Raw genomic sequence first — 14,417 nt, 5'->3', positions numbered from 1 at the left:
CATTTGCTTGTGTCCAACGATTTCAAATTACCCGGACAAGATGCAGAAGGTGCAAGTAATCTCTCATAGGCAGCCACACAATACTTGCGCAGTAAAAATAACCTAACCTCAAATCTCTAACCACAACCGCACAATCACTGTTCGAAAACGAACACTTCAGTAGATTATATTTAATTTAAAATATTGATATTCAGTAAATTAAAAACAAGGCATATAATTAGCTGAAATTCAGGTATAAACCATTACAATTATGCTTAAAAATTACCTACTGGTTGCTTTTAGAAACCTTTCAAAAAACAAAGCTTTCTCCGCTATTAATATAATAGGGCTGGCTATTGGTATGGCGGCATGCCTGCTCATTTTGCAATATGTTAGCTTTGAGCTTAGTTTCGATGATTTCCACACCAAAAAAGACCGCGTTTTTCGGATTAATCAGGACAGATACAACAATGGCAAGTTAAGTACTCAATGGGCCGGCGGGGCTTTTGCACCCGGCACAGCATTTAAAAATGCGCTGCCCGATATTGAAGAGTACGTAAAGATTGTAGGAGCAGGGCAAACCATAGCCAATTACAGGGATCAGAAAATGGTAATCCGGAATGTTTATTATGTAAGCGATGCATTTTTCAAAACATTTTCTTTCCCGCTAATGAACGGCGACGGGAATACCGCACTTAAAGAACCCAACACCGCGGTAATTACCCGGCAAATTGCCGAAAGGCTTTTTCATGGCGTAAATCCCGTGGGGCAAACCTTGTATATTAATACAGATAAGCCGCTTAAAATTACCGGCGTAATGGAAAATATGCCTGCCAACACGCATATGAATTTCGATATCATGCAATCCTACGCTACGCTGCTTAAAGAAAATCCGCCTAATAAAGATTTTAATCTCGATAATGCCTGGCTGAGTGACGGCTGCACAACTTACCTGCTGCTTAAACCCGGAGTTGATCCGCGTGCTTTGGAAGCTAAGTTTATCCCCGTAGTAAAAAAAGCTTATGATAAATATCCCGGTACGGGCGAAGGCGGCATTTATACACTTCAGCCGGTAAAGGATATCCACCTGTATTCCAATAGGATGCTGGAGTTTCAGCCCAATGGAGATGGCAAGTCTGTGTACCTGCTTTTGGGCATCGCTATTTTTGTGATCATCATAGCATGGATCAACTATATCAACCTGGCTACTGCCCGAGGTATTGGCCGGGCTAAAGAGGTTGGGGTGCGTAAAACTTTGGGCTCGGCAAAAGCACAGTTGATTACCCAGTTCATGTTGGAGGCCATGATGCTTAACGCCATGGCTATTGGCCTGGCATTGCTTATCATTATGGCCTGTTTGCCTGCATTTGCCAATATTTCCGGCATGCAGATGGGTTTTACGTTATTTGCTAAAGCAACTTTTTGGTTGGCTGTTTTGGGAATCTTTGTGTTGGGCTCATTCTTCAGCGGTTTTTACCCGGCCATTGTATTATCGGCGTTCAGGCCGGTTGAGGTGATGAAAGGCAAGATCCTGGCATCGCCAGGGGGAGTGATATTACGTAAGGCAATGGTGGTATTCCAGTTTGCTGCGTCGATATTTTTACTGATAGGATCGCTTACAGTGTTCAAACAACTTAAATACATGCAAAGCCAAAAGTTAGGGGTAAAAATAGATCAAACACTGGTCATTAAAGCTCCGTTGGTTAAGGTAGATTCGTTTTACCGCAGCATGAGCTCATTTAAACACGAATGCCTGGCGCAATCTGCCGTTAAAAGTGTAACCGTATCTACTTCTATCCCCGGCGAACCTGTGCAATGGAACGCTGGCGGTATTAAGCTTGTTAGCTCCGATCAAAGCACAAGCAAACAATACCGCATTATCGGTGCCGACTATGACTACCTTAACGCTTATGATATTAAACTGATAGCCGGTCGTAAGTTTTCAAAGGGGTTTGGTGACGAGCCGCACAAGGTAGTATTTAACAAAAAGGCGGTTGAGCAATTAGGTTTTACCAAACCTGCCGATGCGCTGGGCAAACGCATTGATTTCTGGGGAGATGTTTATGAGATAATAGGAGTGGCTGATAATTTTCATCAGCAATCCTTACATGATGCTTATGATGCGATGATTTTCCGTTGTATTCCTGATGTACGCGGCCCTGTATCTATAAAGATAAGCACCACCAATTTACCCCAAACCATTGCGGAATTAAAGAAAACCTGGGCGAGCTTTTTCCCCGGCGACCAGTTTGATTATTTCTTTTTAGATCAGCATTTTAACGAGCAATACAAAACTGATCAGCGGTTTGGGCAGGTGTTTGGCGTATTTACCGGCATCGCCATTTTTGTGGCCTGTTTAGGCTTATTTGGCCTCGTATCATACACCATTGTACAGCGCACCAAGGAAATTGGCATCCGCAAGGTACTGGGAGCTTCAGTAAACAGTATTTTAAGATTGTTGTATAAAGACTTTGCCCTGCTTGTAGTAGTATCGTTTGTGATTTCGGCACCAATAGGCTGGTACGCTATTCATCAATGGCTGCAAACATATGCTTTCAGGATGGATATCAACCCCTTCCTGTTTGTTATTCCATTTTTCCTGGTATTGCTGGTTGCCTTTGCAACGGTTTCGTTTTTGAGCGTGAAAGCCGCGCTCATGAACCCGGTAAAGAGTTTGAAGACGGAGTAGTAAACAAAATATACGTCATTATAAGGTACGAACCAATCGTACGAAAGCACGGTCGCCCTGTATTGCGTGCGATTGCTTCGTCGTTCTTCTTATAATGACATGTTTTTATTTCAGGGCAAGGGATTTCAGCAGGGGCAAAACATTTACAAGGTACGTTCAGCCAATCCCCAAAAGAGAGGGCTGGGGTGAGGTTTTTTCCTATCTTTGCCTAAAAGCAGACTGAATATGACCGGAAAATCGCCGCAGGAATCATACACCATCATGAACGAACTGGTATTGCCCAATGATACCAACACTTTAAACAACCTGATGGGGGGGCGCTTGTTGCATTGGATGGATATTGCCGCTGCTATTTCGGCACAAAAGCACTGTAACAGGATCGTGGTGACCGCTTCAGTAGATAACGTATCGTTCCAGTCGCCGATAAAGTTAGGTGATGTGATTAGCATTGAAGCAAAGGTTACCCGCGCGTTCACTACTTCAGTTGAGGTAAGGATGGATGTATGGGCGCAAAACATTCCATCAGGCACTAAAGTAAAAAGTAATGAGGCCTATTATACCTTTGTTGCTTTGGATAAAGATGGCCAAAAGACAACCGTGCCCGAGTTGGTACCTGAAACGGATAAAGAGCGCGCATTGTATGAGGGTGCGCTTCGCCGCCGCCAATTGAGGTTAATATTAGGCGGAAAAATGAACCCGAATGATGCTACTGAATTGAAAGCGCTTTTTTTTGGCGACCAGTTGCCACCTAATCTTGGTGAAGAAATAAAGCAGTAACAAATTTCACGGCGCATTGTCTAAATGGTTTAAACATTAAAACTACTGCCATGCGATATTTTCTGTGCTTTTTACTGCCACCGCTTGCCATCCTCACCACCGGCAGGATAGGTGCATTTATATTGAATATATTTTTAACCCTTTTCTTCTGGATCCCGGGCGTGATTCATTCTATCCTGGTAACCAGCGATTATTATGAGGCTAAACGCCACAGGCAACTGATGCGGGCGACAAGGCGTTACCGTTGGTAACCTTGATTCGCTTGATTATGGGATTCCCTGAGGTTTTGAATGAGATTATTTAGGACTATTCTATCAAGAAACCCTTAAATCCTAAAAATCAAGGTTCAAAATAAATTACCATATTTGCCACGATGCAAAAAGGTAAGCTATTAATTATCGATGACGAAGAACGCCTCCGTAACTTGCTGGCGCGCATTCTGCAGTTGGAAGGCCATGAGGTAATTACTGCGGCTACAGCCAAAGAAGGCCTTAAAAAATTACAGCAGGATACCATACATGTGGTATTAAGCGATGTAAAGCTACCTGATATTGATGGCATCACCCTTTCCGAAACCATCAAAAAAAACTACCCCAATACCGAAATTATTGTTTTGACCGCATACGGAACTATCAATGATGGTGTAAAAGCCATAAAAGCCGGTGCGTTTGACTATATCACCAAGGGCGATGATAACGAAAAGATCATCCCGCTGGTAAGTAAGGCCATGGATAAAGCCCTGCTACAGCAAAAGGTTGCAGAACTGGAAAGCAAGCTGAATGATAAGTTTGGTTTCGACAGGCTCATCGGTAAATCAACTGCTATCAGTGATGTAATTAAGCTTGCCCAAAAGGTTGCCCTTACCGATACAACGGTATTATTATTGGGCGAAACCGGCACAGGTAAGGAGATTTTTGCCGAAGCCATTCACCAGGCCAGTAACCGCAGCGCTAAATCATTTGTGGCTGTAAACTGCAGCGCTTTCACAAAAGAATTATTGGAGAGCGAATTGTTCGGTCATAAAGCCGGTTCATTCACAGGGGCGGTTAAAGATAAAAAAGGCCTGTTTGAGGAGGCTAATGGTGGTACCATATTTTTGGATGAGATAGGGGAGCTTGATCATGACCTGCAAGCTAAGCTGCTTCGCGTGCTTGAATCGCAGCAATTCATTAAGATAGGCGATACCAAACCCACTCAGGTTAACGTACGGATTCTGGCAGCTACCAATCGTAATTTGCTGAACGAGATCAACGATGGTCATTTCCGGTCGGACCTATATTACCGTCTTTCTGTTTTCCAGATCACATTGCCAGCATTGCGTGAGCGTAAAAAAGATATTAAGCTGCTGGCCGAATACTTTATGCAACACTTTGCCCTTAAAGTAAAAAAACAGGTAAATACCCTTAGTGATGATTTTATTGAAAAACTGGAAGCCTATCCATGGCCCGGTAATATTCGCGAGCTAAAAAATATAGTGGAACGGGCTGTTATCCTGACCGATAGCAATATGCTTGATGAGAGCCTGCTACCTTATGAAGTTCAGCAGCAACAAGTGAAAAGCGGTGCGCCTATTTCGGCATTTGATCTTTCCTCTGTAGAGAAATTACATATTCAGAGGGTGCTTAACCACACTCATGGCAACCGTGCCGAAGCTGCGCATCTGCTAAATATTGGCGTAGCTACGTTGTACAGAAAGCTGAAGGAATATAATTTGGAATGATTTCGGATTTCGGAATTTCGATTTCGGATTTAGTGAATAAAAAGTTCTTTCTACGCTGACGCCCGGCTCCAGCCGGGTGTCGACTATCAAGCGGCCTCTGGCCGCCGTACACAGGCCGGAGGCATGGAGATATTTGCCACCCCATCTGCCGCAGGTTTAGCGATAGCGTAACCTGTGGTGCGGTATAATTTAAGCTTTCAGCTTAAATTTGAAGCTGAAAGCTTCAGTTGTGTTTAACCACGGGTTACGCTATGCTAAACCCGCGGCAGCTAACCCCCCGGCAGCTAAGACCTTCCTCGATTCCACTTTGATAATCACCTATCAAAATGATAGTTCAATTCCTCCTAAATAAATAAAATAATATTTCTGAGTCTATGTAAATAATTAACAATCAGTTTTTTATATAATAATAATTTTTCTTGGCATCCGCTTGGCAAAGCCCTTTGCAAAACACATAAAATGGATGCTTTACTCACAATCGCTTACCTGGCCACATTTGTAGTGGTATTCTGGGTCTTTTTTAAATCTGTAACGTACTTCGAAAAAATCTAAAATCATGGCAGCATTATTCATCGTAGCAATAGCCGTGTTCATTTACATGGTATACGTACTTCTTAAACCCGAAAATTTTTAAAATTAAACTATGAACACTGAACTAACGGGTGTAATTTTCACCTACCTGCTCACCTTAGCCATCGCCATTCCCCTTGGCCGTTACATAGCTAAGGTATTTAAGGGCGAAAAAACCTGGCTCGATTTCCTCGCCCCGCTTGATCGTTTTATTTTCCGCTTCAGCGGTATCGACACCAAACGCGAAATGAACTGGAAACAGCACCTGCTGGCCCTGCTTACCATTAACAGCGTTTGGCTGATATATGCTTTTGTTTGTTTAATGGCACAAGGTCATTTGCCGCTTAACCCGGATGGTAACCCCGGTCAATCGCCTGATACTGCTTTCAATACCGCTATCAGCTTTTTGGTAAACTGTAACCTGCAGCATTACTCGGGCGAAAGCGGTGCTACCTACTTTACACAGCATTTTGTATTCATGTTTCTGCACTTTGTATCGGCAGCTACGGGTATTGCCGCGCTGGTAGTTGTGTTCAGGGCCATGAAGGATAAGGTTACTGATAAGCTGGGCAACTTTTGGGAATACTTTGTAAAAACCATCACCCGCATATTATTACCTATCTCATTTGTGATAGCTGTGATCTTCGCCTTTAACGGCATGACTACCAGCTATGCAGGTAAAGATACTTTCATCAGTATGCAGGGTGATACCGTTCACGTATCCCGCGGGCCGGTTGCACCTCTCGTTGCTATTAAGCACTTAGGTACCAACGGCGGCGGCTGGTTCGGCGCTAACTCTGCTCACCCTATCGAAAATCCTAATTATTTAACCAATACTGTTGAATTAGTGGCGCAGGTTGCTATCCCAATCGCTTTGGTATTTGCATTAGGTTTCTATCTCAATAAAAAGAAGTTTGCTTATGTGATCTTCGGCGTAATGACACTGGGTATGCTCATGTTGCTGATCCCGACTATGAACGCCGAGCTGAACGGAAACCCTGCCATTGCTAAAATGGGCATCAGCCAGCCAACCGGTGTTATGGAAGGTAAGGAGGTACGATTTGGTCCGGCTAACTCGGCTTACTGGAGCATCGTGACTACTATTATCTCTACAGGTTCGGTAAACTCCATGCATGACAGCGCTATGCCGGTATCAGGTACTATGATGCTGCTGGGTATGATGGTTAACTGTTTTTATGGTGGCTGCGGGGTTGGTATCCTCAACTTCTACATATTTATCATAGTAGCAGTATTTATTTCGGGGTTGATGGTTGGTCGTACGCCGGAGTTTTTAGGTCGTAAGATTGAGGCAAGGGAAATGAAGATTGCTTCGCTGATTGCATTGCTCCACCCGTTCATTATCCTGGTAGGTTTGGCGATATCATCATACTATGTGGTTAATGTTGCCGGCGCCGATTGGGCTGTTAAACCTTCGGCCTGGTTAAATAACCCCGGTACACATGGTTTCTCCGAAATGTTGTACGAGTATACTTCAGCCGCAGCCAACAACGGTTCGGGTTTTGAAGGTTTGGGCGATGGTAATATCTTTTGGAACTATACCACCGGCATCGTGATGATATTGGGCAGGTTCCTGCCAATAATTGGTCCGCTGGCTATTGCCGGATTGTTGGCCAATAAAAAATATATCCCTGAATCGGCCGGTACGTTGAAGAGCGATACCTCAACCTTTGGGTTGATGATCTTCGCGGTGATCGTAATTATTGCAGCGCTGTCGTTCTTCCCTTCACTGGCTTTAGGCCCAATTGCTGAACATTTTTCATTAAAATAATCATGAACTCAACTCAAAATACATTGTTTCAGGGCGATCAGATGAGGGATGCTTTAAAACAATCTTTTATCAAGTTAAACCCTCGTGTGCTGTTCCGCAATCCGGTAATGTTTACTGTGGAGATCGGTACAGTTGTAATGCTCATTGTGAGCATATTTTCGCTGACCAATAAAGGCCAGGGTAGCTTTGCCTACAACTTTACGGTATTCATTATATTATTGTTAACTGTGCTGTTTGCCAACTTTGCCGAGGCCATTGCGGAAGCACGTGGTAAAGCCCAGGCCGAAAGCCTGCGCAAAACCCGCGAAGAGACACCTGCCCGCTTACTGGTTAATGGCAAGGAAGAAAGGGTGATGTCATCACAGTTAAAAAAAGGTGATGTTTTCATTTGCGAAACAGGGGATAATATCCCTACCGATGGCGAAATCATTGAAGGTATCGCTACCATTGATGAATCGGCCATTACAGGTGAGTCCGCCCCGGTGATCCGCGAGGCCGGTGGTGATAAATCATCAGTTACCGGCGGTACCAAGGTATTATCCGATAGGGTTAAAGTATTGGTTACTACCCAACCGGGCGAAAGCTTTTTGGATAAGATGATCGCGCTGGTAGAAGGTGCATCACGCCAGAAAACCCCTAACGAAATTGCCTTAACTATTTTGCTGGCAGGTTTTACACTGATCTTCGTTATCGTGTGTGTTACCCTGAAGCCATTCGGTGATTACTCTAACACGCCCATCACTATAGCCGCTTTTATATCGTTGTTTGTTTGTTTGATCCCTACCACTATCGGTGGCCTTTTATCGGCCATCGGTATTGCCGGGATGGACAGGGCTTTGCGTGCCAACGTAATTACCAAAAGCGGTAAAGCTGTTGAAACAGCAGGCGACTTAGACACTTTATTACTGGATAAAACTGGTACCATAACCATTGGTAATCGTAAAGCAACCAGCTTTTACCCAACAGCAGGCGTAGACGAACAGGATTTTGTAATGGCATGTGTGTTAAGTTCACTGGCCGATGAAACTCCCGAAGGTAAGTCGATTGTAGAGCTGGCCGAGCAAGGTCCGAACAAACTAAAAATCCACGCTCCAGCCGATTCAGTGTTTATCAAATTCACCGCCGAAACCCGTTCAAGCGGTTTAGATACCCCCGATGGTTTACGCATCCGCAAAGGTGCTTTTGACTCCATCCGTAATATTGCTTTAAAAGCTGGTAACCCGTTTCCAACAGATGTAGAGGAGAATGTTAAAAAGATCTCATCAAACGGTGGTACGCCATTGGTTGTATCACAAAATGAAAAGATCATGGGTGTGATTGAGTTGCAGGATATCATTAAAACCGGTATTGCCGAACGCTTTGAACGCCTGCGTAAAATGGGTGTTAAAACGGTGATGGTAACCGGCGATAACCCACTTACCGCCAAGTTTATTGCCGAAAAAGCCGGTGTGGATGATTTTATTGCCGAGGCTAAACCCGAGGACAAAATGAACTACATTAAAAAAGAACAGCAGGGCGGTAAACTGGTAGCTATGATGGGCGACGGTACAAACGATGCCCCCGCGCTGGCCCAGGCCGATGTTGGCGTAGCCATGAATAGCGGTACACAAGCAGCCAAAGAAGCTGGTAATATGGTGGATTTAGACAACGATCCAACCAAGCTGATCGAAATTGTAGAGATAGGTAAACAGTTATTGATGACCCGTGGCACGTTAACCACCTTTAGTATTGCTAACGACGTGGCTAAATATTTCGCCATTGTTCCGGCTTTATTCATGGTATCAATGCCCGCCTTAAAAGCGCTGAACATTATGGACCTGCACAGTCCGCAATCGGCGATACTTTCGGCGGTGATATTCAATGCTATTATTATTCCGTTGCTGATACCATTGGCTTTGCGTGGCGTTGAATACAAGCCTATTGGTGCAAGCGCGCTGTTACGCCGTAACCTGCTTATTTATGGTTTAGGCGGTATTATTATACCTTTTATAGGCATTAAATTAATTGATTTAGCTGTTTCAATTTTTATATAGATGTGAGATGTTAGATATGAGATTTGAGGTTTTTTGAGTAAGAAGCAGACAGTTCAAAATCATAAATCGCGTTTCATATCTAACACCACAAAATCTCATGTCTCAAATCTCATATCTCAAATCCAATTCAAAATGAAAACATATTTGTTGCCATCCATCAAGCTTACCTTAATACTGATTGTATTAACAGCAGGCATCTATCCTTTAGCTATAGCCGGTATAGGTAAATTTACCCCGGGAAAAGGCGATGGCGAAACCGTTACTTACAAAGGCCGTGTAGTTGGCTACGCCAACATTGGTCAAAAATTTACCAAAGACGAGTATTTCTGGGGCCGTCCGTCAGCAGTTGATTATAATGCTGCCGGTTCGGGTGGTTCAAATAAGGGTCCGTCAAACCCTGATTACCTTAAACAGGTTGAAGGCAGGATTGAGGATTTCCTGAAACATAATCCAGGTGTAACACGCTCTCAAATCCCTGCCGAACTGGTTACTGCTTCTGGTAGCGGTTTGGATCCGGATCTTTCACCAGCAGGTGCAAAAGTTCAGGTAGCCCGTGTAGCCAAGGTTCGTGGATTATCTGTCGATGCTGTAAGCAAACTGGTTGATGAGCATACCGAGCAGCCTTTATTGGGTTTGTTCGGCCCGGCTAAAGTGAATGTATTGAAGCTGAATGTGGCTTTGGATGGGTTGAAAAAGTAAAAAAACTGCCACAAACTGCCGCGGGTTTAGCGCAGCGTAACCCGTGGTGACCTATAAAGTAAGTTTTCAACTTGCACTCTTTGCCGTTGTTGGTGTTGTCACCAACAACCCAGTATGCAAAGGAATGAGGTAGGTAACTGGAAAGCGCAAAGTTGTTGGTGGCAACACCAACAGCGGCTGGAGCAAAGTATAAAAGTAAAAGCACCGGGACTGTGCGATTCCCTTCTTGAGAGGGGTTGAGGGGTGTGTTACTCATCACGCGATGAAACACACCCCTGCAACCGCACCATTCCATCGCTCCCCCTCTCAAGAGGGGATTTGAAAAATAAAATTAATAAATTTAAAAGTCTCCGTTTAGGGGAGATTTAGAAGGCCATATGAACGAGGATACCAAAGAGCAGTCGGTTGAGCATTTCCTGGAACTGATCAAAAAATCACGCAGGGGAAAGTTCAAGGTATATATAGGCATGAGCGCCGGTGTTGGGAAAACCTACCGGATGCTGCAGGAGGCCCAAACCTTGCTGCGCAATGGTATCGACGTGAAAATTGGCTACATCGAAACCCATAACCGTAAAGAAACCCATGCCTTGCTGGAAGGTTTGCCTGTAATACCCCGCCGTAAACTGTTTTACAAGGGAAAGGAACTGGAGGAGATGGACCTGAAAGCTGTGATAAGCCTGCGCCCGGAGGTGGTGATTGTTGATGAGCTGGCGCATACCAATATTGAGGGTAGCAGTAATGAAAAGCGCTGGCAAGATGTGCTGGAGATTTTGAACGCGGGCATTAATGTGATCAGCGCGGTGAACATTCAGCACATGGAAAGCCTTAATGAGGAAGTGGAACGGATAACCGGTGCAACCATCCACGAGCGTGTACCCGATAAGGTTCTGCAACTGGCCGACGAGGTGGTAAACATCGACCTTACCGCCGATGAGTTGATTGAACGACTTAAAGAAGGCAAAATTTATGATGAGAAAAAGATCCCGACAGCGCTAAGTAACTTTTTCCAGGCGGAGCGGATCTTGCAGCTGCGGGAGCTGGCCCTGCGTGAGGTGGCCCACCAGGTGGAGCGGAAAATTGATATTGAGGTGCCCAAAACAATTAAGCTAAGGCCCGAGCTGTTTTTGGCTTGTATCAGTACTAATGATGAGTCGGCCAAGGTTATTATCCGTAAAACGGCGCGGTTATCGTCATACTATCGCTCCAAATGGTATTTGTTGTATGTGCAAACATCGCGGGAGAGCAGTGATAAGATTAACTTAGCCGCGCAAAGGCACCTTATTAACAACATGAAGCTGGCCACGCAACTGGGGGGCGAAGTGTTGAAGGTAAAAGACGATAATGTAGCCCGCACCATTTGGGAAACGGCCGAAAAATATGACATCACCACGATTTGCATCGGCAAGCCGCGGTTTAAATTTTACCAGCTTATCATGAAAACAGCGGTGTTTACACAGCTACTAAATAAAATGTCGAAAACTGATATTGACCTTGTAATACTTTCATAGCCATGACTATAAAAAATAAACTCCGGGCAGGAATAGGTTTCCTGTTTGTACTGGCAATAATTTGCTGCGGAATGTCGATATATTTCCTAAACCGGCTATCTGTCGACGCGGGGGCCGTATTAAAAGATAACTATAAAACAGTAAAGTATATGCAAAATATACTTACCGCTATTGATTCGCACACCGACAAACTATCGGCCGACCAACAAAAAACGATAAATGACAATTTGGTATTGCAAGAGCACAATATCACTGAGGTAGGTGAGCTGCAACTTACAGATTCCTTGCGGGCTGTTTTTGAGAGTTTAAAGCGCCGGAGCGATAATAAAATAGCCGAAAGCGACTTACGCAATCGCCTGCACAAGCAGGTATATGGAATAATGAAGCTCAACATGGATGCTATCGCACGGAAGAATGATATAGCTAATACAACTTCAAAACGAGGGTCGTTGCTGGTGGCATTTTTAGGTGCGTTTTTGTTTTTAGTAGCATTCAGTTTCGCAGTTAATTTCCCGGGATACATCGCCAACCCAATTAAGGAGCTTACTGCCCGCATTAAAGAGGTATCGAACAAAAACTATCACCAGCAAATTCATTTTGAATCGGACGACGAATTTGGCGAACTGGGCCAGGCTTTTAATAACATGACCCGCAAACTTGATGAGTTTGAAAACAGCAACCTGGCCAGTATCCTGTTTGAGAAAAAACGAATTGAAACCATTATTAACTCCATGCATGATGCCATTATTGGTCTTGATGAAAAAGGTGTTATTATTTTTGCCAACCAGGTGGCCTGCAACCTGATTGGTATGAAAGCCGACCAGCTCAATGGTAAATATGCACCTGATATTGCTATTGAAAATGACCTGATGCGCAAGCTGCTTGTTAATGACCAGGCAAAGCTTCGGATCTTCGCTGATAATCATGAAGGTTTTTATTCGCGCGAATCATTATCGGTAAGCAGCAGGGATAAAGTGATAGGCAAAGTGATTATCCTAAAAAACATTACCGAGTATCAACAGTTGGATGAGGCGAAAACTAATTTCATCGCTACCATATCGCACGAGTTGAAAACCCCTATCTCATCCATAAAAATGAGCCTGAAATTATTGGAAGATGAACGTATAGGTGAAGTAAATGCCGAGCAGCGCCAGCTGATAGGGAACATAGAAGACGATACCCGCCGCCTGTTGCTCATCACAGGCGAACTGCTTGACATGGCACAGGTTGAAACCGGCAAGCTACAGCTTAACTTCGGCAGTACGCACCCTCAAAATATTGTGGATTATGCCGTAAAAGCTATTAAGTTTATAGCCGATCAAAAGCATGTAGAAATTAAGGTGAAATGCGATCAAAGCCTCCCCAAAGTACACGCCGATTTGGATAAAACCACCTGGGTACTCATCAATCTGCTCTCGAATGCTATAAAATATAGCCACGAAAAATCGACAGTTGAACTGGTAGTTAAAAAACATAAGAACGATGAGATAGAGTTTTCGGTAACTGATCATGGCAAGGGGATAGAACAGCAATATCTGCCCCGTTTGTTTGAGCGCTATTTTAAGGTGCCTAATGCTACATCCGAGCAAAGCGGAACGGGTTTAGGCCTTGCCATCGCCAAGGATTTTATTGAGGCACAAGCAGGTAAAATTAGCGTGGACAGTGAAATAGGTTCGGGCAGTACATTTTACTTTACACTAAAAAGGGCGATAGCTGCGGCGTAAGCCATAGCCCTTTTAGCGGCAATTACCAACCGCCTTTAAACCCTTCGGTTAAGGCGTGCTGGTAATTTTCTATATCAAACGAATACAGGTACGGCGCCTTATGCGCACCGCCTTTACGCGGCTCTTCAGATCGGTTAAGGATGCCAAAAGCTAAGATCCGGCGTTGAAAGTTACGCCTGTCCAACTTTTTACCTAAAATTGCTTCATACAATTTTTGCAGCTCGGGCATGGTAAATTCTCTCGGCATCAGGTTGTAACCTATGGGTTGATAGTTAAGCTGCAGGCGCAAGGCATCCAAAGCGCTTTTATAAATATTTTCATGGTCAAGCTGCATCTCGGGCATGTCATCCAGGTCGCGCCAGGCACAAAGCTCCGAAAACTGATCGGGGTGGGGTATAACGCCAAAAAAGTCGACCAGCGCGTAATATCCAATAGATATAAACCGGCCCGAAAACCAGTTTTGTTCTTTTGGCAACATATCGGCATACATATCATTATGGACCTTTGAACGGTCGGGATCACCAAATACACGAAACTGCTGTAAAAATATTTTATCTAAACCGGTACGTTCCTGTAGTATCCTTACAGCGGCATTGTCTATCGGTTCTTCCTTAAGTACAAAACCGCCGGGCAAATACCACTTCTCTTCGTCATGGGTTTTTAATAGCAGCACTTTCATTTGCCCCTCGTGAAATCCAAATACAACACAATCAATAGAAATGTGGTTTACGTAATTTTTGCGGGCATCCTCGCTGTACTCAATAAGTTGCTGTTTACTTAACATTTGTGCTATTGTACAAATAAAGTTTGATTTTTTAATTATAATATTTACAATTGTGTACTTAATACACTATGATAAATGCCGTAGCATCCTGTTTCTAAAATTGTCAAAAATATTTAAAGGCGCAATGAAATGCTCTGATTATTAG

Annotated in this window: 11 protein-coding genes; 10 read left to right on the top strand and 1 reads right to left on the bottom strand. The window is 44.0% G+C overall.

The window, feature by feature from the left end:
- The first annotated feature begins 250 nt into the window (after window positions 1-250).
- From ACEN82_RS17650 to ACEN82_RS17605, 10 genes are all read left to right on the top strand, one after another.
- On the top strand, window positions 251-2,668 hold the full coding sequence (locus ACEN82_RS17650) for an ABC transporter permease (RefSeq protein WP_413319390.1): 2,418 nt from the start codon (window positions 251-253) through the stop codon (window positions 2,666-2,668).
- A 225-nt stretch (window positions 2,669-2,893) separates the two neighbouring features.
- Window positions 2,894-3,445, top strand: a complete 552-nt coding sequence (locus ACEN82_RS17645) for an acyl-CoA thioesterase (RefSeq protein WP_090532037.1) — start codon at window positions 2,894-2,896, stop codon at window positions 3,443-3,445.
- Window positions 3,446-3,495: 50 nt separating this feature from the next.
- The gene (locus ACEN82_RS17640) at window positions 3,496-3,696 is read left to right on the top strand and encodes a YqaE/Pmp3 family membrane protein (RefSeq protein WP_090531506.1); all 201 of its coding nucleotides are present in this window, start codon (window positions 3,496-3,498) and stop codon (window positions 3,694-3,696) included.
- A gap of 122 nt (window positions 3,697-3,818) precedes the next feature.
- Entirely contained in the window at window positions 3,819-5,165 is a 1,347-nt protein-coding gene (locus ACEN82_RS17635) for a sigma-54-dependent transcriptional regulator (protein WP_413319387.1), read from the top strand.
- A gap of 556 nt (window positions 5,166-5,721) precedes the next feature.
- The gene (locus ACEN82_RS17630) at window positions 5,722-5,799 is read left to right on the top strand and encodes a potassium-transporting ATPase subunit F (RefSeq protein ID WP_109606956.1); all 78 of its coding nucleotides are present in this window, start codon (window positions 5,722-5,724) and stop codon (window positions 5,797-5,799) included.
- Between the two features lie 9 nt (window positions 5,800-5,808).
- On the top strand, window positions 5,809-7,524 hold the full coding sequence (gene kdpA / locus ACEN82_RS17625; protein WP_413319385.1) for a potassium-transporting ATPase subunit KdpA: 1,716 nt from the start codon (window positions 5,809-5,811) through the stop codon (window positions 7,522-7,524).
- Between the two features lie 2 nt (window positions 7,525-7,526).
- Complete coding sequence (kdpB, locus tag ACEN82_RS17620) at window positions 7,527-9,557, top strand: potassium-transporting ATPase subunit KdpB (protein ID WP_413319383.1); 2,031 nt, start codon at window positions 7,527-7,529, stop codon at window positions 9,555-9,557.
- 132 nt (window positions 9,558-9,689) lie between these two features.
- Entirely contained in the window at window positions 9,690-10,256 is a 567-nt protein-coding gene (locus tag ACEN82_RS17615) for a K(+)-transporting ATPase subunit C (RefSeq protein ID WP_413319381.1), read from the top strand.
- 377 nt (window positions 10,257-10,633) lie between these two features.
- Complete coding sequence (locus ACEN82_RS17610; RefSeq protein WP_373614765.1) at window positions 10,634-11,764, top strand: sensor protein KdpD; 1,131 nt, start codon at window positions 10,634-10,636, stop codon at window positions 11,762-11,764.
- A gap of 2 nt (window positions 11,765-11,766) precedes the next feature.
- The gene (locus tag ACEN82_RS17605) at window positions 11,767-13,488 is read left to right on the top strand and encodes a HAMP domain-containing sensor histidine kinase (RefSeq protein WP_413319379.1); all 1,722 of its coding nucleotides are present in this window, start codon (window positions 11,767-11,769) and stop codon (window positions 13,486-13,488) included.
- Window positions 13,489-13,510: 22 nt separating this feature from the next.
- On the opposite strand, the gene ACEN82_RS17600 is transcribed toward ACEN82_RS17605, so the two are convergent.
- Window positions 13,511-14,272: an NUDIX hydrolase gene (locus ACEN82_RS17600; protein WP_090531523.1), complete on the bottom strand. Its 762-nt coding sequence runs from the start codon at window positions 14,270-14,272 to the stop codon at window positions 13,511-13,513.
- Window positions 14,273-14,417 lie beyond the last annotated feature (145 nt).

Source organism: Mucilaginibacter sp. Mucisp73, from assembly GCF_059491465.1.
Note: the sequence above shows the minus strand (reverse complement) of the source record. Positions and strands in the feature narration are given on the sequence as shown.